The organism is Enterobacter sp. DNB-S2 (assembly GCF_019443845.1).
Classification (GTDB): Bacteria; Pseudomonadota; Gammaproteobacteria; order Enterobacterales; family Enterobacteriaceae; genus Enterobacter; species Enterobacter asburiae_B.
In genome coordinates this window covers 616,049-635,168 of the sequence record NZ_CP050520.1, presented here as the reverse complement: position 1 = coordinate 635,168, position 19,120 = coordinate 616,049, and the positions used below count along the sequence as shown (strand labels likewise).

At 53.7% G+C, this 19,120-nt stretch carries 19 protein-coding genes; 9 read left to right on the top strand and 10 right to left on the bottom strand.

The window, feature by feature from the left end:
• Positions 1-35: 35 nt before the first annotated feature.
• From HB664_RS03120 to glnA, 4 genes are all read right to left on the bottom strand, one after another.
• The gene (locus HB664_RS03120) at positions 36-146 is read right to left on the bottom strand and encodes a YshB family small membrane protein (protein ID WP_219940342.1); all 111 of its coding nucleotides are present in this window, start codon (positions 144-146) and stop codon (positions 36-38) included.
• Positions 147-257: 111 nt separating this feature from the next.
• Positions 258-1,670: a nitrogen regulation protein NR(I) gene (glnG, locus tag HB664_RS03115; RefSeq protein WP_023309765.1), complete on the bottom strand. Its 1,413-nt coding sequence runs from the start codon at positions 1,668-1,670 to the stop codon at positions 258-260.
• Between the two features lie 11 nt (positions 1,671-1,681).
• On the bottom strand, positions 1,682-2,731 hold the full coding sequence (gene glnL / locus HB664_RS03110; protein ID WP_008501857.1) for a nitrogen regulation protein NR(II): 1,050 nt from the start codon (positions 2,729-2,731) through the stop codon (positions 1,682-1,684).
• 171 nt (positions 2,732-2,902) lie between these two features.
• A complete protein-coding gene (gene glnA / locus HB664_RS03105; RefSeq protein WP_023309763.1) occupies positions 2,903-4,312 on the bottom strand; it encodes a glutamate--ammonia ligase in 1,410 nt (469 codons plus the stop codon).
• A gap of 378 nt (positions 4,313-4,690) precedes the next feature.
• Between glnA and typA the strand changes: the two genes are divergently transcribed.
• Entirely contained in the window at positions 4,691-6,514 is a 1,824-nt protein-coding gene (gene typA / locus HB664_RS03100; RefSeq protein ID WP_023333895.1) for a ribosome-dependent GTPase TypA, read from the top strand.
• An 82-nt stretch (positions 6,515-6,596) separates the two neighbouring features.
• Here typA and HB664_RS03095 read toward each other — a convergent pair whose 3' ends face one another.
• Both HB664_RS03095 and HB664_RS03090 read right to left on the bottom strand, forming a co-directional pair.
• Entirely contained in the window at positions 6,597-9,443 is a 2,847-nt protein-coding gene (locus HB664_RS03095) for an autotransporter outer membrane beta-barrel domain-containing protein (RefSeq protein ID WP_219940341.1), read from the bottom strand.
• A 71-nt stretch (positions 9,444-9,514) separates the two neighbouring features.
• Entirely contained in the window at positions 9,515-10,132 is a 618-nt protein-coding gene (locus tag HB664_RS03090; RefSeq protein WP_033146969.1) for a transcriptional regulator, read from the bottom strand.
• Positions 10,133-10,677: 545 nt separating this feature from the next.
• On the opposite strand from HB664_RS03090, the gene HB664_RS03085 reads away from it, so the two are divergent.
• The 6 genes from HB664_RS03085 (at position 10,678) to fabY (ending at position 14,871) form a co-directional block, all read left to right on the top strand.
• The gene (locus HB664_RS03085; RefSeq protein ID WP_219940340.1) at positions 10,678-11,421 is read left to right on the top strand and encodes a transcriptional regulator; all 744 of its coding nucleotides are present in this window, start codon (positions 10,678-10,680) and stop codon (positions 11,419-11,421) included.
• On the top strand, positions 11,418-11,888 hold the full coding sequence (locus tag HB664_RS03080) for a hypothetical protein (RefSeq protein WP_069303437.1): 471 nt from the start codon (positions 11,418-11,420) through the stop codon (positions 11,886-11,888). The genes HB664_RS03085 and HB664_RS03080 overlap by 4 nt, the downstream gene beginning before the upstream one ends.
• Positions 11,889-11,976: 88 nt before the next feature.
• Complete coding sequence (gene yihX, locus HB664_RS03075; protein ID WP_143347721.1) at positions 11,977-12,576, top strand: glucose-1-phosphatase; 600 nt, start codon at positions 11,977-11,979, stop codon at positions 12,574-12,576.
• Entirely contained in the window at positions 12,570-13,451 is an 882-nt protein-coding gene (locus tag HB664_RS03070; protein ID WP_033146965.1) for a virulence factor BrkB family protein, read from the top strand. Before yihX ends, HB664_RS03070 begins: the two co-directional genes overlap by 7 nt.
• The gene (gene dtd / locus HB664_RS03065) at positions 13,448-13,885 is read left to right on the top strand and encodes a D-aminoacyl-tRNA deacylase (protein ID WP_039264190.1); all 438 of its coding nucleotides are present in this window, start codon (positions 13,448-13,450) and stop codon (positions 13,883-13,885) included. Before HB664_RS03070 ends, dtd begins: the two co-directional genes overlap by 4 nt.
• 44 nt (positions 13,886-13,929) lie before the next feature.
• Entirely contained in the window at positions 13,930-14,871 is a 942-nt protein-coding gene (fabY, locus tag HB664_RS03060) for a fatty acid biosynthesis protein FabY (RefSeq protein WP_039264191.1), read from the top strand.
• A gap of 8 nt (positions 14,872-14,879) precedes the next feature.
• Here the strand turns inward: fabY and HB664_RS03055 are convergent, their stop codons facing one another.
• Entirely contained in the window at positions 14,880-15,800 is a 921-nt protein-coding gene (locus HB664_RS03055; RefSeq protein WP_219940339.1) for an alpha/beta hydrolase, read from the bottom strand.
• A 198-nt stretch (positions 15,801-15,998) separates the two neighbouring features.
• On the opposite strand from HB664_RS03055, the gene HB664_RS03050 reads away from it, so the two are divergent.
• Complete coding sequence (locus HB664_RS03050) at positions 15,999-16,241, top strand: ribbon-helix-helix protein, CopG family (RefSeq protein ID WP_023309753.1); 243 nt, start codon at positions 15,999-16,001, stop codon at positions 16,239-16,241.
• A 2-nt stretch (positions 16,242-16,243) separates the two neighbouring features.
• Positions 16,244-16,615 carry a type II toxin-antitoxin system VapC family toxin gene (locus HB664_RS03045; protein ID WP_219940338.1) on the top strand — a complete coding sequence of 124 codons (372 nt, stop codon included), beginning with the start codon at positions 16,244-16,246 and terminating at the stop codon, positions 16,613-16,615.
• 39 nt (positions 16,616-16,654) lie between these two features.
• On the opposite strand, the gene fdhE is transcribed toward HB664_RS03045, so the two are convergent.
• Genes fdhE through fdxH form a run of 3 tightly spaced genes read right to left on the bottom strand, consistent with a single transcriptional unit; the run spans position 16,655 to position 19,115 of the window.
• Positions 16,655-17,584, bottom strand: coding sequence for a formate dehydrogenase accessory protein FdhE (gene fdhE, locus HB664_RS03040; protein WP_023309751.1), 930 nt, complete (start codon positions 17,582-17,584; stop codon positions 16,655-16,657).
• Positions 17,581-18,216: a formate dehydrogenase cytochrome b556 subunit gene (gene fdoI, locus HB664_RS03035; protein ID WP_008501832.1), complete on the bottom strand. Its 636-nt coding sequence runs from the start codon at positions 18,214-18,216 to the stop codon at positions 17,581-17,583. The genes fdhE and fdoI overlap by 4 nt, the downstream gene beginning before the upstream one ends.
• Positions 18,213-19,115: a formate dehydrogenase subunit beta gene (gene fdxH, locus HB664_RS03030; RefSeq protein WP_010436855.1), complete on the bottom strand. Its 903-nt coding sequence runs from the start codon at positions 19,113-19,115 to the stop codon at positions 18,213-18,215. Before fdxH ends, fdoI begins: the two co-directional genes overlap by 4 nt.
• Between the last annotated feature and the right edge of the window lie 5 nt (positions 19,116-19,120).

Below are 19,120 nucleotides of genomic sequence, written 5' to 3'. Positions count from 1 at the left end.
GGCGAAGCCGCCACCCGGCTTTTACGTTCAACTCGCTAGCTAAACAGCCCCACCAACGCCGCACACAACATAGCCGCAACGGCTGTCTGTGGCGTGTGGCTTTCAGCGGCTCCGCTAGAGAGTATATTTACGATTGTTTCCAGCATGATGTTCACCCCCAATTTCCGGGCACGATCATACAAAACTCATCGGAACAGTAAAGCGCAAAATAACGGCAATTTGCGCTCAATGAATAACCTTTACACAGCGGCGTACGATCACTCCATTCCCAGCTCTTTAAGCTTGCGCGTCAGGGTATTACGTCCCCATCCCAGCAGGCGAGCGGCTTCCTGCTTATGGCCCTGCGTATGACGAAGCGCGGTAGTTAACAGCGTACGCTCCATCTCCGGCTGAGCTTCAGACAGCAGGTTTTGATGACCGGAACGCAGCGCGCGGTCGGCCCACTGCGCCAGCAGCGTCGCCCAGCTGTCCGGCAGCGCGTGCCCGGTACTGCTTTCAGGCGCGGTCGCTTCAAACAGCTCGGCCGGTAAATCCTGAATCAGCACTTCCTGCCCGGCGGCCATCACGGTTAACCAGCGGCAGGTGTTTTCCAGCTGACGCACGTTGCCCGGCCACGCCAGACGCGTCAGAGCGGCATCGGTTTCCGGGTGAAGCTGCTTGGCTTCCACGCCCAGCTCGCGGGCGGCTACCTGCAGGAAATGACGCGCCAGGCGGGGAATATCTTCCCGGCGTTCGCGCAGCGGCGGCAGATGAACGCGAATAACGTTCAGACGGTGGAATAAATCCTCACGGAATTTTCCTTCCTGCACGCGTTGCTCCAGGTTCTGGTGGGTCGCGGCGATAATACGCACGTCCACCTTTACCGGCGCATAGCCGCCCACGCGATAAAACTGCCCGTCGGCCAGCACGCGCAGCAGGCGGGTCTGGACATCCAGCGGCATATCGCCGATCTCATCCAGGAACAGCGTGCCGCCGTCAGCCTGTTCAAACCGCCCCTGGCGAATGGTATTGGCACCGGTAAATGCCCCTTTTTCATGGCCGAACAGTTCGGACTCAATCAAATCCTTCGGGATCGCCGCCATATTCAGGGCGATGAACGGCGCTTTTGCCCGCGGGCTGTGGCGGTGCAATGCATGCGCCACAAGCTCTTTACCGGTTCCCGACTCACCGTTAATCAATACGCTGATGGACGAGCGGGACAAACGACCGATAATGCGAAACACGTCCTGCATCGCCGGCGCTTCACCGATGATGTCTGTCGTTGGCCCAAAATCGGGCGCGTGGCGCGGCTGTTGCTGCTCCTGATAGTGGCTAATCGCGCGCTCAACCAGCGCCACCGCTTCGTCGATATCAAAGGGTTTGGGCAGGTAATCAAACGCCCCTTGCTGATAGGCGCTCACTGCGGCATCCAGATCGGAGTGCGCGGTCATTATGATGACCGGAAGCATAGGGTGGCGTTGTTTGATCTGCTTTAACAGCGCCAGCCCGTCCATGCCCGGCATACGGATATCCGAAAGCAAAACATCTGGCGTTTTGGTGGTGAGTGCGTCGAGCACTTCGCTGCCGCTCTCAAACGTCGTGCAGCTTAATCCTGCCCCTGTGAGCGCGCGTTCAAGCACCCAACGGATGGAGCTATCGTCATCGACTACCCAGACTATCCCTCGTTGCATAAACGTCACCTTTATTTTTTAATCGGCAGGAAAACCGAAAACTCGGTATGTCCCGGCCAACTGGTAAATTCAATTTTCCCGGAGTGTTGATCGATCAAACTGCGGGCAATGGATAAGCCCAGGCCGGTTCCGCCTTCGCGACCGCTTACCATCGGGTAGAACAGGGTGTCCTGCAAATGCGATGGAATGCCGGGCCCGTTATCCTCAACGTCGATTCGGGCGGCCAGCCGGTAGCGCACGCCGTGTAACGTGAGCTGGAAGGCGGTGCGGGTGCGTAAAATAATCTCGCCGCCTTCAGGCCCCAGCGCCTGCAGGGCATTACGCACAATATTCAACAGGACCTGCTCAATCTGGTCCGGGTCATGGGCCAGTTCCGGCAGGCTTGGATCGTAATCACGTACCAGCGTGACGTTCTCCGGCAGCTCCATTGAGACGAGCTTCACCACCCGCTCTGCCACTTTATGGATGCTTTCAGTAACGTGCATTCCCGGCTGCTGCGGACCGAGAAGACGGTCTACCAGATTCCGCAGACGATCCGCCTGCTCAATGATGACGTTGGTATATTCCGCCAGCGCGGGATCGGGCAGCGCCTTGGTCAGAAGCTGCGCCGCGCCGCGTAATCCACCCAGCGGGTTTTTGATTTCATGCGCCAGGCCGCGCACCAGGTCACGGGCGGCAATCTGCTGCGCGTGCTGAAGCTGCTCCTGGCTCAGTCGACGCTGATTATCCATCGGCGCCATTTCCAGCAGGATCAGGCCTTCGGGAAGACGTTGCGCGGTTAGCGACAGAATGTGCGAGCGCCCGTCGATCACCAGCGTCACTTCGTTATCGGTAAACCCCTGGCCGGCCTGCAAACTTTCCTGCATCAGGCCAATATTCAGTGAAAAATAGCTCAGGAGTTCAGGAAGCGGGGTGCCGAACAGTTTACGTGCGCTTTGGGCGAGCAGCTGCTGCGCCGCCGGGTTGGCGTAATGAACGGCCAGCTCGTCATCGACCAGCAATATACTGTTAATCAAAGAATTGAGGATCTGCCCAGCATCGGGCAGCGTGCCAGTTGCCATTCAGCAGTCTCCTGGAGTCGTTTGCACTAATTTAGTGCAGTATAGCGTTTTCGGCGTAAAAAGCGCGTGAGATCAGGTTGTTGGTGGAGAAAAAAGCCCATCCGGAGATGGGCTAAAAGTTTCCACGGCAACTACCCCCGGCGCTTATCACGCCGGGTAAAACAACTTTAATTAAACGCTGTAGTACAGCTCGAACTCTACCGGGTGTGGCGTCATACGCACGCGGTCGTTCTCTTCCATACGCAGGGCGATGTAAGCATCGATAGCGTCGTCGGTGAATACGCCACCTGCAGTCAGGAACTCGCGGTCTGCGTCCAGCGCCTGCAGGGCTTCTTCCAGAGAGCCAGCCACCTGTGGGATCTCTTTCGCTTCTTCTGGCGGCAGGTCGTACAGGTTTTTGTCCATCGCTTCGCCCGGGTGGATCTTGTTCTTGATACCGTCCAGACCGGCCATCAGCAGTGCTGCGAAGCACAGGTATGGGTTAGCCGCTGGGTCCGGGAAGCGAACTTCGATACGACGTGCTTTAGGAGAAGCCACCACCGGAATACGGATAGAAGCAGAACGGTTACGTGCAGAGTAGGCCAGCATCACTGGCGCTTCGTAGCCCGGGACCAGACGCTTGTAGGAGTTCGTGGTTGGGTTCGCCAGGGCGTTGATCGCTTTAGCGTGTTTGATAACACCACCGATGTAATACAGCGCCTGCTCGGACAGACCGGCATATTTGTCGCCAGAGAACAGGTTGGTACCGTTCTTGGACAGAGACATGTGGCAGTGCATACCGGAACCGTTATCGCCAAACATTGGTTTTGGCATGAAGGTCGCGGTTTTACCGAAACGGTGCGCAACGTTGTGCACAACGTATTTGTAGATCTGAATTTCGTCCGCTTTTTTGGTCATGGTGTTGAAGCGGGTAGCCACTTCGTTCTGACCAGCAGTCGCCACTTCGTGGTGGTGAGCTTCAACAACCAGGCCCATCTCTTCCATCACCAGACACATGGTGGAACGGATGTCCTGTGCAGAGTCGACCGGAGGAACCGGGAAGTAACCGCCTTTCACGCCAGGACGGTGACCTTTGTTACCGCCTTCGTATTTAGTGGAGGAGTTCCATGCACCTTCGATGTCGTCGATAGCCACGTGGGAGCCAGAAATAGAGGCACCGAAGCGGATGTCATCGAACAGGAAGAATTCTGGCTCTGGCCCGAACAGAACGGTGTCTGCGATGCCGGTAGAACGCAGGTACTCTTCAGCGCGTTTCGCGATAGAACGTGGGTCGCGGTCGTAGCCCTGCAGCGTGCCTGGCTCGAGGATGTCGCAACGGATGATCAGGGTTGGTTCTTCGAAGAACGGATCAATGACCGCAGTGGTCGCGTCTGGCATCAGAACCATGTCGGATTCGTTAATGCCTTTCCAGCCACCAATGGAGGAGCCGTCAAACATTTTGCCTTCTTCAAAGAATTCGGCGTTCACCTGATGAGCAGGGATTGTGACGTGCTGTTCTTTACCTTTGGTATCGGTGAAGCGCAGATCAACAAACTTCACTTCATGTTCGTTCAGCATCGTCAAAACGTGTTCAGCGGACATACTTAACTCTCCAGATTGGTCATTGTCGTCGTGGTAACGAGGTCTTCAATTTCTGTTTGTACTGGCTGGTGCCATGTATTTTTTATAAAGCGAAATCTGTGCCAACTTTTAAATCACCCCAAAAAGGCGTTATCATGCGCACCATAGTGCAAAAGGGCTGCACCACAATGGATTTGTTGCACCAGTATAGTGCTTCAATGTGAACATTGAGCACCATATTGGTGCAATTTACGTTAAAGTGCCCTTTTACCGCTCCGTGAAAGCGATCACAAAGCATCTCTGCAATACTTGTTTGCGGGGGATGTTTGTGATCCTGTTTTGTAGTGCGATTAATCCGTGTACAATAACGCGCTATTTCTAAATGCCTGAGGCAAAGTTGTGATCGAAAATTTGCGTAACATCGCCATCATCGCGCACGTTGACCATGGTAAAACTACCCTGGTCGACAAGCTGCTGCAGCAATCCGGTACGTTTGATGCGCGTGCCGAAACCCAAGAACGCGTGATGGACTCCAACGATTTGGAGAAAGAGCGTGGGATTACCATCCTCGCGAAAAACACCGCGATTAAATGGAATGACTACCGTATCAACATCGTTGATACCCCAGGGCACGCCGACTTCGGTGGTGAAGTTGAACGTGTAATGTCCATGGTAGACTCCGTTCTGCTGGTCGTTGACGCAATGGATGGCCCAATGCCACAGACGCGCTTCGTGACCAAAAAAGCTTTTGCCCATGGTCTGAAGCCAATCGTTGTTATCAACAAAGTTGACCGCCCTGGCGCGCGTCCTGACTGGGTTGTTGACCAGGTCTTCGACCTGTTCGTTAACCTCGACGCGACCGACGAGCAGCTGGACTTCCCTATCGTTTACGCCTCTGCGCTGAACGGTATCGCAGGTCTGGACCACGAAGACATGGCTGAAGACATGACCCCGCTGTATCAGGCGATTGTTGACCGTGTTCCTGCACCAAACGTCGATCTCGACGGCACCCTGCAGATGCAGATCTCTCAGCTCGACTACAACAACTACGTTGGCGTAATCGGCATTGGTCGTATCAAGCGCGGTAAAGTGAAGCCTAACCAGCAGGTTACTATCATCGATAGCGAAGGCAAAACCCGTAACGGTAAAGTCGGTAAAGTACTGACTCACCTGGGTCTTGAGCGTATCGAGAGTGACGTTGCGGAAGCGGGCGACATCATCGCTATCACCGGTCTGGGTGAACTGAACATCTCCGACACCATCTGCGATCCGCAGAACGTCGAAGCGCTGCCAGCCCTGTCCGTTGATGAACCAACCGTATCCATGTTCTTCAACGTCAACACCTCTCCGTTCTGTGGTAAAGAAGGTAAATTCGTTACCTCTCGTCAGATCCTTGACCGCCTGAACAAAGAGCTGGTGCACAACGTTGCGCTGCGCGTTGAAGAAACCCAGGATGCCGATGCATTCCGCGTTTCTGGTCGTGGTGAGCTGCACCTGTCTGTACTGATCGAAAACATGCGTCGTGAAGGTTTCGAAATGGCGGTTTCCCGTCCGAAAGTAATCTTCCGCGAAATCGACGGCCGTAAACAAGAGCCGTTCGAAAACGTAACGCTGGACGTTGAAGAGCAGCACCAGGGTTCTGTGATGCAGGCTCTGGGTGAGCGTAAAGGCGACCTGAAAAACATGAATCCAGATGGCAAAGGCCGCGTACGTCTCGACTACGTGATCCCAAGCCGTGGTCTGATCGGCTTCCGTTCAGAGTTCATGACCATGACTTCCGGTACCGGTCTGCTGTACTCCACCTTCAGCCACTACGACGACGTGCGTCCGGGCGAAGTGGGCCAGCGTAACAACGGCGTGCTGATCTCCAACGGTCAGGGTAAAGCGGTTGCGTTTGCGCTGTTCGGTCTGCAGGATCGCGGCAAGCTGTTCCTGGGTCACGGTGCTGAAGTTTACGAAGGCCAGATCATCGGTATTCACAGTCGTTCTAACGACCTGACCGTAAACTGCCTGACCGGTAAGAAACTGACCAACATGCGTGCGTCCGGTACTGACGAAGCAACGGTTCTGGTTCCACCGATCAAGATGACTCTGGAGCAGGCTCTGGAATTCATCGATGATGACGAACTGGTAGAAGTGACTCCACAGTCAATTCGTATCCGTAAACGTCACCTGACCGAGAACGATCGTAAACGTGCTATGCGCGGTGCGAAAGAAGAGTAATACGGTCAATCCGTAGGCCGGGTAAGCGTGAGCGCCACCCGGCAACTAAAAAGCCGCTGATCTCTCAGCGGCTTTTTTATTATTATTTGAAGCTGTATTTCACCCCCAGCATCCCCTGGGTATCGCTGTAGCCTTTGTCGCCTATCTGCTGAGCCACATTGCCCCAAACGCTAAGCTGAGGTGTAATCTGCCCCTCTACGCCCGTCTTTAACTCGCCGATATTGCGAGCACCGCGCATTTCATTGCTGACGTCATCCATGCGGATGCGCGTGGTCTGGGTATTGTGGATCCAGTTCGCCTCGATAAACGGCTGGAAGGTACGGGATTTACCGTCGTCAATCGCGTTATGTCCGCTGATATAGGCCTTCACGCCGAGACGTGTCATCAGATTCCCCTGAGTCTCGTCTTTCACCCGCGTGCCGTTGCGTTCGCGATGGTCGTCAGCCTGCACGTCCATCCAAACGGCCTGCGCTTTCGGCTGGATCCAGTAGCTGTTGCGGCCGCTTTCGCCCACCTTAACGCTATAGCCAGCTTCTACAGAGGCGGTTACGCCGCTGGAGCGATAATTCTCAGTCGCCTGATCCTGCCCCATCACCTTATTGTCGAACCGGTTATACAGCATCCAGCTATCAACGTAGGTTCCACTTTTATCCGCGTCGTTTGCGTACCAGGTACTGTACAGACCGACGCTATAGCCATTCACTTCGCCACGCGAGTGGTATCCGGTCAGGCTGGAAGCACTCCGGCTCTGGCTGTTGCCGTAGCCCGCCATCAGGCCAAGATGCCAGAGATCCAGGCCGTCGGTGCTCCACTGGGCGACATCACCACCCAGCTGCAGCACGTAGCGATTGGCGGTCGTTTTTAACTGGCCGCTGCCGTCTCTGAAACGCGTATGGCCACCGACGTTACGCATCCACAGGCTCGTCACTTTTTGCTCGCCGGTGAGCAGGTCGGTGTACTGCGTTTCACCCAGACGGTCGTGCAGGCGGGTCATAAACAGCGTATTTGCCGCATAGCTGTTCGCCTGATAGCTACCAAATTCAGGGCGATACTGATGCTCGCTTTTCGGTGGTGCAGCAGGGGGGACCGGTTCCTGCGGCGGAATCACCGGGTCGATGGGCGGGTCCACAGGGTCAACAGGTGGGTCTACCGGGTCGACCGGCGGGTCAACGGGCTCAACCAGGCTGGTCAGAAACCAGTTTTTACCTTTTTGCACAACGTTATAGTCATAACCCCCCGCCACGATACGGCTGGCCTTCTCAAACGTCCCGTCAGAGTTGCCGCCAACGCTGACGATTTCAATCCCTTCAATGGTTTGTGCGCCAGTACCGCCAATGTTGTTCACTTCCACCCCGGTATGGCCGGAGGTGTTGCCTTGAACGATCAGTTTGTCCGTTTCCGATGTGTCGTCAAACAGCACGGTATTGAAAACCAGCTTGCCGCCGTTGCCGATAAAATCGTCACTGATGGTCAGGGTTTGCCACGCCGCATCCTCAGCATGCTGGAAATTAATCGTACCGCCCGCATTCAGCGTCAGGCTGGTCAGCGTGGAGCTGTCGCGCATATTCCACACGGCATCATTCATCGTAAGCGCGATAGTCCCGGTACCGTTGGCGTTGCTCTCAATGTAAGACGCCCCGTTCCAGAGAGAGTCGTCCTGCAGTGTGAGCGCGATCGCGCTGTTTTGCGCTGCGGCAGTGCTGGTGGCCGCGACGCCGCCGGCGGAGAGGATGTCACCGTTGAGGGTGAATTTTCCGCCCGCGGAGGCATCAATCACGCCACCGTTGCTGGCGTTCAGGGCGTAGCTACCGCTGTCGCGCTGGCCTGCTGTGGTAATGGTTGCGCCACCCCCGAGCGTTATCACGCCGCGTGACCAGGCATACATCCCGTGCGGCGCTTGCGCGGAGCTGCTGGTTTTCTCGCTGCTGTTGACCGCAATGGTGACGTTATCACCAAGATTCACCGCGCCTGTGTACGCATAGACGCCATGCGCGCTGGCACCGTTGGTGGTGATGGTCGCGCCTTCATCAAGGGTGATGGTTGACGAGCCGGTAGAATACAACCCGGAGGCGCTGGCCGCGTCGGTGGTAATCGTCGCGTTTTTTCCCAGCTCAATTTTGGATGCAGAGCCCGCATACAGGCCGTAGGCCGATGTGCCGTACGTTTCGATGGTGGCCTCACTCCCCAGACGAACATAAGAGCCGCTCTGGTTGGTACGAATCCCCTCTGCGTAGGTACCACGCGTCACAATATGTGCACGATCGCCGACGATAATGTTATTTTTGGCTTTTGAAGCATCATTCAATGCATAGGCGCTAATGCCGCGACCGGTACTGCCGGTGGTTTCGATATAGAGATCGTCACCCACATAAATATTGGCGGAGCCAAGAGAGCCCTGGCTGAAGGAGCTGTACCCGGCATTGATGCCGTCACCGCTTTGGCCATTAACGTAAATGTGGGTGCGGTCTCCGGTAATAATAAACACCGGGTTGTCCGGCGTGTTCATACCATGGGTACGAATGCCGTCGACGTCTTTACCATTATTGGCAGCCACTTTTGACTGGGTGCGAATAGTCAGATCGTCACCAAATATTACCCCCCGGCTGCCGGACGTGGAGTTCTGAATAACGGTGACTGAATGCTCAAAGGCTTCCGCCCCCGGTCCTTCGAGGGTGATCCCATCTCCGTAGATCGGGATATTACCCGGGCTGTACTGGTAGACATAGTTAGGATCGCTGGTATTTTTGCTAAAGTTCGCGTTTGCCGTTGCAGGAATCAGCGCCTGTATTTCTGCAGGCAAATCCGTTACTGCTCCGGAGGCGGGTAAATTAGCAAAATCTATTACCGCTGCATGGGCGGTAAATAACGCTGACGATAACGCCAGTGAAATCGCAACTGCGACAGGTGAGTGTTTCATTAAATATGGCATGTCTGCCCCCTTTCTTTCAGGCGTAGAACATCCTCCACGCGATTAATTGTGGGTATGCTAAGAGGTTGAAATTACAAAATAGAAACGAGAATTTTATGAATGCTGGTACCTAACTTCCTCTCAAGTCGTATTTTATGAACATAAATTTTTTTAACATCAATGCTGTCTGTTTTTATAATCTCCTGGAGGCATGCTCCTGATAAAAACCTGTTAAGCAAAGTAAATTCGACAGCATTCAACTTACTTCCACGTCTGCTATTTACCCGTCTTCCGGAGAAAAGGTGGTTGATTTTATCCTGCAATATAACGTCATTATCGTCTGAATAAATAACTCCCTTTATTTCACTGTGGTGAGTGAGTAAGTAATTCGCCAATGCCTCTAGTTTACGGTCCGAGATTATAACGATGTTCATGTTAGTTATCGCCAGGCGTTCAATCCATTGCGGATCGGCCAGTACGCGCAGGTTGTACATCGAAAAGTCTACAAAAATAAACCCTCGTGACAGGTGATTCTTGTTCCTGCGTAATATTTTATTTACAACTGCAATCTGCAGGAAATGATTACCAACCGGCCAAACTGCGAACGAGGCATTACCACAATATTGTGATCGTACTGCGTTATCTGGAAATAACTGACAGGACAATTCACAGCTTATACAGCGGGCAACTGTTTTCGACGATGTTATCATCCAGTCCACTCCTGTCTTTTTTCATTGTCAATATTTCATTGCCGTTCAAATGTGTCAATCTTGAAACATATCCAGTTATCCTGTCTTGTTTATGAAAAAGAGTATCAGGGAAATAAATTCCTGGGCTTATCTATTCAGTCAGTCCGTCGTCATAGCGAAAAAATATCACCTGGCAGAAGAGTTCCAGGAATATTTGTCACTCCTTTAAGATTATTCGGCAAAAAAAATCCAGGAAGGAGGTACACGAAATAGCACTAATAGCTAAAGATTCGTTTCCTCAGTCTGCCGCAACGTCAGTCTTTTCTCTGGTTGCGGCTCAATATAATTATTTGGGCTGGCGAAGTGTAATGAAATCTCATTATGTCGTTTTAGATGAGGTAAACCTAAGAAAAGTGCCTTGTAACTAATTGAAAAATAATATGTTGTTTTTAATCTTAGATGGGGCGGTATCGCGTCCTAATCCATCTGACCTATACTGTTGTTAAATATACGTATATGTTTTTGGTGTATAGAGTTATGTATTGTTATTTCTGAGGAAAGGAAAATTGTATCTCATTAACAAGTTGGTCGAGTATGACCCAGAAAACAAAACCCTGGTAAATCATATTACCGGGCGAACGATACAATTGCAGCTTCCTGCCAATCTCTGTTTTCTTTATCTCATCACCCATCCTGGAAAAATAATTTCGCAAAATAAGTTAATGGTGGTGGGATGGGGGGAGCGCAATGACGTCACAACACCGAATACCTTTTACCAGGCCATTTTGACATTACGCAATGCGCTTGCTGAGGTGGGGTTGCCGCGCGATACGGTAAAAACGATTTCTCGCCGCGGGCTTACGCTTTCCGAAGCCACCCAGGTTGAAGTATTTACCCCAACCGCTGAGCCCGTGATGGTTAATAACGAGGCGGAAATAGCTGATGATACCGCGATGCAGATGCCGGTCTGGTTGATAATAACCACCGCTGTGCTTTTGCTGATCGCGCTTATCAACGGGGGGATATTATATAAGCATTACCAGAACATGCCGTTTAGCCACTACATGCCACTTTCAACGGGCAGTACGAACCACGCCTGCCAGCTTTTTTATGCACCTAATGAACCTGTTCAGGATCATTACTTGCGCCTGTTAAAAAATCATCCCGGTCTGTGCGCCGAAAAAAGATACGTTTTTCTGATCGGCTATAGTAAAACGGAGCGAATCGCGGCGTTTGTCTGTAATAACGATGCGCGACGGGATGCGGCAGCATTATGTACCACGCATTATTTTTGGGCGCATGAGCAATGAAGACATTCCGGAACCGTATTATTTTTCTGGCGGCGTTTCTGGGGGCCGCTATCACCAGCGGCTGGTTAGCGTATTCGCATTTCTCGAGTTCGCCGATACGCTGTACGGGGGATGTGGAATGGACGATTGGTAAAAACCGATTTGTGGGTACGGTCTCCTGGCGGATGCAGCATCGGGAGGGATCCACCGTCATTAACGGTAAATTATTTGGTCAGACGGTTTCTGAAGTTAACCGGACCATCTATTTTCACTACAGCTATCATCAGAACGCGCGCGTATTAAATAACGATCGTATTGTTAAAACCTTCGCCGATAATGCGGGTGAGGCTGATATCAACGCCACGCTGCCGGGTTTTTATCGCACGCCGGGAAGAGAGCTGAGCCTGATGATCGATGAGTATCGCGGGGCCTGGATTTTTGCCGCGTCAAACGTCCCTTCACTTTACTGTCGTAAAAGCGCGCCGTAGAAATCGATCCCACACCTTAGACAGCACGCATAGTCAAATCTCTTTATTCCCGCTACAGTTACCTCTCCACGGCGAGCAGGAGATAACCATGCTTTATATCTTTGATTTAGGAAACGTAATCGTCGATATCGATTTTAATCGCGTGCTGGGTGCATGGAGCGACTTTAGCCGCGTTCCGCTGGCGACACTGAAGCAGAATTTCGCGATGGGCGAGACCTTCCATCAGCATGAACGCGGAGAGATCGACGATGAAGAATTCGCTGAACGTTTCTGCCAGGAGATGGATCTACCCTTAAGCTACGAGCAGTTTTCTCACGGCTGGCAGGCGGTATTTGTCGCCATCCGGCCTGAAGTGATCGACATCATGCATAAGCTTCGCGAGCAGGGCCATCGGGTCGTTGTGCTGTCAAATACCAACCGTCTGCACACGACGTTCTGGCCTGAGGAATACCCTGAAGTTAAGGCGGCGGCCGATAAGATCTATCTCTCGCAGGAGATGGGCATGCGTAAACCTGAAGCACGCATTTATCAGGCTGTTCTCCAGTCGGAAGGATTCACCGCGGCCGATGCGGTCTTTTTTGACGACAACGCCGATAATATAGAGGGAGCTAACCAGTTGGGTATAACGTCAATTCTGGTGACCGGAAAAGAGACGATACCAAACTACTTTGCGAAGCAGCTATGCTAAAAACCGTTCATCAAAAAGCCACGCATCATACTCGCCCCCTCAGGGCCTGGCTGAAACTGCTCTGGCACCGTATTGACGAGGACAACATGACCACGCTGGCGGGTAACCTCGCCTACGTGTCGTTGCTTTCATTAGTGCCTCTGGTGGCGGTCATCTTTGCCCTGTTTTCCGCCTTTCCGATGTTTGCGGACGTCAGCCTGCAGCTTCGTCATTTTGTCTTCGCGAATTTCATTCCTGCAACCGGGGATGTCATTCAGAACTACATTGAGCAGTTTGTTGCCAATTCCAGCAAGATGACGGCAGTGGGGGCGTGCGGTCTTATCGTTACCGCGCTGCTGTTGATGTACGCCATTGATAATGCGCTGAATACAATCTGGCGGAGTAAAAAAGCGCGGCCAAAGGTCTATTCCTTTGCCGTGTACTGGATGATTCTTACGCTGGGGCCGCTGCTGGCCGGGGCGAGCCTGGCGATCAGTTCGTATCTTCTCTCCTTGCGCTGGGCGAGTGATTTAAACGGCGTAATTGATAATGCGCTTCGCATCTTCCCGCTGATCCTGTCGTGGCTCTCGTTCTGGCTGCTCTATAGCGTCGTGCCGACCACGCGCGTACCTAACCGCGATGCGGTTGTGGGAGCGCTGGTGGCGGCGTTGCTTTTTGAGCTCGGTAAAAAAGGGTTTGCCCTCTACATCACCATGTTTCCGTCCTATCAGCTGATTTACGGCGTGCTGGCGGTGATCCCCATTTTGTTTGTATGGGTCTACTGGACCTGGTGTATCGTCTTGCTTGGTGCCGAAATAACTGTCACTCTCGGTGTGTACCGCGAACTTAAAAAAGCAGCAGAAGCTGAAAAACAATTAGAAGCAGACCAACCATGATTGCATTGATACAGCGCGTAACCCGTGCCAGCGTCACCGTGGAGGGAGAGGTGACGGGTGAAATTGGCCAAGGACTTTTGGTGTTGTTAGGTGTCGAAAAGGATGACGACGAACAAAAAGCCAACCGCTTGTGTGAGCGCGTGCTGGGCTACCGTATTTTCAGCGATGCGGAAGGCAAGATGAACCTGAACGTCCAGCAGGCGGGCGGCAGCGTGCTGGTGGTTTCCCAGTTTACGCTGGCTGCGGATACCGAGCGCGGCATGCGCCCGAGCTTCTCCAAAGGTGCCGCGCCGGATCGTGCAGAAGCACTTTACGAGTACTTTGTTGAGCGTTGTCGCCAGCAGGAAATGAATACGCAAACCGGACGATTCGCTGCAGATATGCAGGTTTCGCTGGTGAACGATGGCCCCGTCACATTCTGGCTCCAGGTATGAGCCAACTGGCGGCGTGGCCGCGGGTAACAAGAGAGAGTACAGCTATGTATCACCTTCGAGTACCGCAAACGGAAGAAGAGTTAGACGCTTATTACCAGTTCCGCTGGGAAATGCTGCGCAAGCCACTGCATCAGCCAAAAGGATCTGAACGCGACGCCTGGGATGCGATGGCCCACCATCAGATGGTGATGGACGAAGAGGGTAACCTCGTCGCCGTCGGGCGCTTGTATATCAACGCCGATAACGAAGCGTCGATTCGCTTTATGGCGGTTCATCCCTCCGTTCAGGACAAAGGTCTGGGAACGCTAATGGCGATGACCCTTGAGTCCGTCGCCCGTCAGGAAGGCGTTAAGCGCGTTACCTGTAGTGCCCGAGAAGATGCCGTAGATTTTTTCGCCAAGCTCGGCTTTGTGAATCAGGGGGAAATCACGACCCCACAAACCACGCCGATTCGTCATTTTTTGATGATCAAACCCATCGCCACGCTGGATGATATTCTTCATCGCGCCGACTGGTGTGGACAGCTGCAGCAGGCCTGGTATCAGCACATTCCGCTCAGCGAAAAAATGGGCGTGCGCATTCAGCAGTACACCGGACAAAAATTTATTACCACCATGCCGGAAACCGGCAATCAAAACCCGCACCACACTCTGTTTGCCGGAAGTCTGTTTTCCCTCGCGACGCTCACCGGCTGGGGGCTCATCTGGCTGATGCTTCGCGAGCGCCATCTGGGCGGCACCATTATTCTTGCTGATGCTCACATCCGCTATAGCGCACCGATAAGCGGCAAGCCGAGCGCCGTGGCCGATCTGGGGTCACTGGGCGGCGATCTGGACCGCCTGGCGCGCGGCCGCAAAGCCCGCGTACAAATGCAGGTTGAACTGTTTGGCGATAAAACACCGGGTGCGGTGTTTGAAGGCACCTACATTGTTCTTCCAGCGAAGCCCTTCGGCGCGTATGAAGAGGGTGGGAACGAGGAGGAGTAATCTTCTGTTCACTCTCCTCGGGCGTGGCTAATCCGCCCGGCGATATCCCGCATAACGTCTCGCGCTGACTGGCTGACGCCGCCAAGCTGAAAGAAGCCATGGATGACGCCCAGCCAGCGCTGAGCGGTACACTTCACACCCTGCTCAGTCAGATGCTGATACAACATTTCTCCCTCATCGCACAGGGGATCGTACTCTGCGGTAATGATATGCACTGGCGGAAGCCCGTAAAAATCATCGCGCCACAGCGGGCTGGCTTCCGGATGCTGGCGGTCAGTCTCTGCGAGATACATTTCATACCCGCTGAGCAGGGTATCGCGGGTGATAATATAATCCGTGCCATTGAGGGCATAGCTTTCAAAACTGGCGGTGGCGTCGAGCATAGGATAGATAAGAATGAGCTGTGCGGGTTGCCACAGCCCTTTAACCTTAAGCCTCAGCGCCGTTACCAGCGCCAGATGCCCTCCTGCGCTGTCTCCACAGAGGGTGAGCCGGTTCTTATCCACGCCTAATTTGTCCGCATACTTCCAGACCAGATCTGCACCTCTTTCAGCATCGTCATGTGCGGCGGGGAAGGTATGCTCCGGCGCCAACCTGTACTGAACCGCGATCACCCGGCAATTGCCGTAGCAGGCTAACTGACGGAGTTGGTTGTCATGGGTATTAAAGCCGCCGCTGATAAAGCATCCGCCGTGATAGTAGATGGCAGCAGGCAATATTTCTGGGGCATTAAGAGGTGAAAATACCCGAATGGTAAGGCCCTCAAGCACTAGCGTCTCCACCTGAACGCGCGTTTCTGTCTTCCCGGCAAGACCCGTGCTGGCAATGTACCCTGCTCGTCGTACCTCAATGGTCTGTCGACGTGACGAAGGCCGGCCTGCAGTGATAAATCCCTGAACCAGCTGCGCAATACCCTGTTCCAGTGCCATGAAAATTCCCTTTAACTGTATGGATATACAGTTTTATAACCTGGTTTGATTCAAAAGAAAATAAGAAAATTGTCGGGACTAAAAATCTGGAAAGCGCTTCGCAAATAGCAGGAAAACTATAGCTACGGGCTTTAACCCTTCAAAATGAAAGCGTATGTTGCCTTGAAAATAGACAATAGTGATATACTAAGGTGATATATGAGTCTTTCCGCGGATCTTGATATGGGCAGAATTCTGATCGATTTGTCTGATGACGTAATTCAACGACTGGATAATCTGAAGCAGCTGCGTAACCGGCCTCGTGCCGAATTGCTTCGGGAAGCCATTGAGCAATATCTCGACCAGCAGAGTTCATCGGTTATCCGCGATGCGCTTGGTTTGTGGGGAAACCAGCAGGAAGATGGGCTTGAGTATGAACGCAAGCTGCGTGAGGAGTGGTAATCATGGAGCGCATGGCGGTGTTCGATACCAATATACTCATCGATCTTTTTAATAATCGCGTTGAGGCTGCGGATGCAATTGATCGCACAGCTTCGCATCGAGCCATTAGTCTGATCACATGGATGGAAGTCATGGGGGGGGCCCGCAAACATGGTCACGAAGCGAAAACTGCGACAGTGATGGGCGTATTTGAGATTATTGATATCACCCGAGATATCGCTGAAAGAAGCGTAATTCTGCGCGAGAAGCATGGAATGAAACTGCCTGATGCTATCATTCTGGCCACAGCTCAGAGCAGAAATTGTCCGTTGATTTCTCGAAACACGAAAGACTTTTCGGGCATTACTGGAGTCGTTTCACCTTACCAACTGTAGGCCGGGCAAGCTTACGCCGCCCGGCACTGTCAGAGGGAATTACTCCCCTTCACCCGGGAACAGGAACGGGTTAATCGAGCTGCGGGCAAAGCCCTCCTGCTCCATCTTCGCATCCAGAATCAGCGAGGCGAGATCGTCGGCCACCGCTTCTACTTTCGGGTCTTTTTCCTGATACAGAATCTTCAGGTAAGTGCCGCAGTCGCCGCAGCTTTCGGCTTTCACCGCCGCTTCTTCATTTTCCAGCGACCAGTAGTTCAGATCGCGGGTCTGCTCGCAGTTGCTGCACTTGATGCGCACCACGTGCCACTCGGTTTCGCACAGGTTGCAGTGCAGGTAGCGCAGCCCCTGAGTGGTGCCGATTTGCACCATGCTCGATACCGGCATGGAGCCGCAGACCGGGCAGAACTGGCGAGCCTCGCCGTATTCGGCGCGGGCTTTACCGGGGATCAGGCTTGCCATTTGCGCCCAGTAGAGCGACAGCGCAGCCCAGATAAATGGCGCTTTATCGCTGCTCACCAGAGCGAAGTCGGAGGCAAACAGCGCGCTCGCCATCTCTTCCAGCTCCAGGTCAGAGGCTTTTTCCAGATTCTCAATGACCGCCAGCGCGGTGCCGCTCATCTCCGGCTTCAGCTCGGCAATCAGCGAATGCAGCAGCTTTTGCCAGTGCTTGTCGCGCGGCAGGACGTGAATGTCCAGCGGCGGCTTGCCCTGCGCGTTGGCTTCTTTGATGCGCGCGGTTAGATCCATTTGCAGCGGGTGGTCGTACAGCACCACTTCCTGCGCGTGGGCAACCAGCGCGGCAAAGCGCAGAAAATCACCCAGCGGGTTGTTCTCTGCCAGCTCGCGCAGACGCTCTGCGCGGCGGTTGTAGAGGTTCTTGAGTCTGGGGAATAACAACGGCGGAATATAATCCGCCGTGCGTTTTTCGCTCGACCCCAGCTCATCTTGCGGGATTATGCGAATACTCATTCAGATGACTTTTCCTGTTTCTGGCGGACTTCACGGTACCAGCGCGGGTGATGTTTCTTCGCCCACGTACTGGTTACCCATCCTTCCACCATCGCGGTAATGGTGCCTTTCACCCAAAGGGCGGCGTAGATATGCACCATGATAACCACAATTAACGCCACTGCGGCAAATGAATGCAGCATCAGCGCAAATCGGATCACCGGGATTGAGAAAGCAGGCGCAAAGTACGGACGCCAGATGATCACGCCGCTCACCAGCAACAGGACCAGGAAGATAATCGCCGCCCAGAATACGCATTTCTGGCCGAAGTTATAACGCCCGGTATCACCCACTTCCTCGTTGACGACGATCTTACGAATATTCTTCGCCCAAAAGATATCATCCCGATTGATTAGGTTATGGTGCCAGTAGCGGAAAAACATGATGATAAACGACGCGAACATGATGACGCCCACAAACGGGTGCAGAATACGCGCCAGCTGTGGTGTCCCCATGATCTGCATCAGCCAGTTGAAGGACGGGAAGAAGAACCCCAGCCCGCTTATCGCCGCCAGCATGAAGCAGAAGGCGGTGACCCAGTGGTTGATGCGTTCCGGCGCGGTGTAGCGCACGATGGTGTCACGTTTTCTCATTTGCGCACCTCGTCTTTCTCTTCATGCAGGTTGTCGTCTTCCTCTTCCGCGCGGTTCGGACCAACGCCGACGTAGTGGAAGATGCTCGCTGCGAAGGTGGCAGCAAAACCGACCGCTGCCAGCGGTTTCCAGATGCCTTTCCAGAACTTCACGGTGGCGCTAATTTCCGGGTTCTCCGGCAGGCCGTGATACAGGTTCGGCTTGTCGGCGTGGTGCAACACGTACATCACGTGCGTACCGCCAACTCCTGCCGGATCGTACAGGCCCGCGTTGTCGTAACCACGGGTTTTCAGCTCGCCCACGCGCTCTGCCGCCAGCGTTTTCATATCCTCTTTGGAGCCAAAGTGGATTGCGCCGGTTGGGCAGGTCTTCACGCACGCTGGCTCCTGGCCGACGGTGACGCGGTCAACGCACAGCGTGCATTTGTAGACGCGGTTGTCTTCCGGGTTCAGGCGCGGTACGTCGAACGGGCAGCCCGCGATGCAGTAGCCGCAGCCGATGCACTGTTCGGACTGGAAGTCGACGATGCCGTTGGCATACTGAATGATAGCCCCTTCTGACGGACATGCCTTCAGGCAGCCCGGATCCGCACAGTGCATACAGCCGTCTTTGCGGATAAGCCATTCCAGTTTGTCGTTCTGCTCAACTTCCGAGAAACGCATCACCGTCCAGGACTTGGCGGTCAGGTCCGCCGGGTTGTCGTACACCCCGACGTTGTGACCCACTTCGTCACGCAGGTCGTTCCACTCAGAACACGCCACCTGACAGGCTTTACAGCCGATACAGGTGGTCACGTCGATAAGCTTCGCCACTTCCTGCTGGTGGTCCCGCGCCTGAGGCGCGGGCGTGAAACTGTTTGTCGCGGAACGACGGATAATGTCTTGAGATTGATAAGCCATAAGTC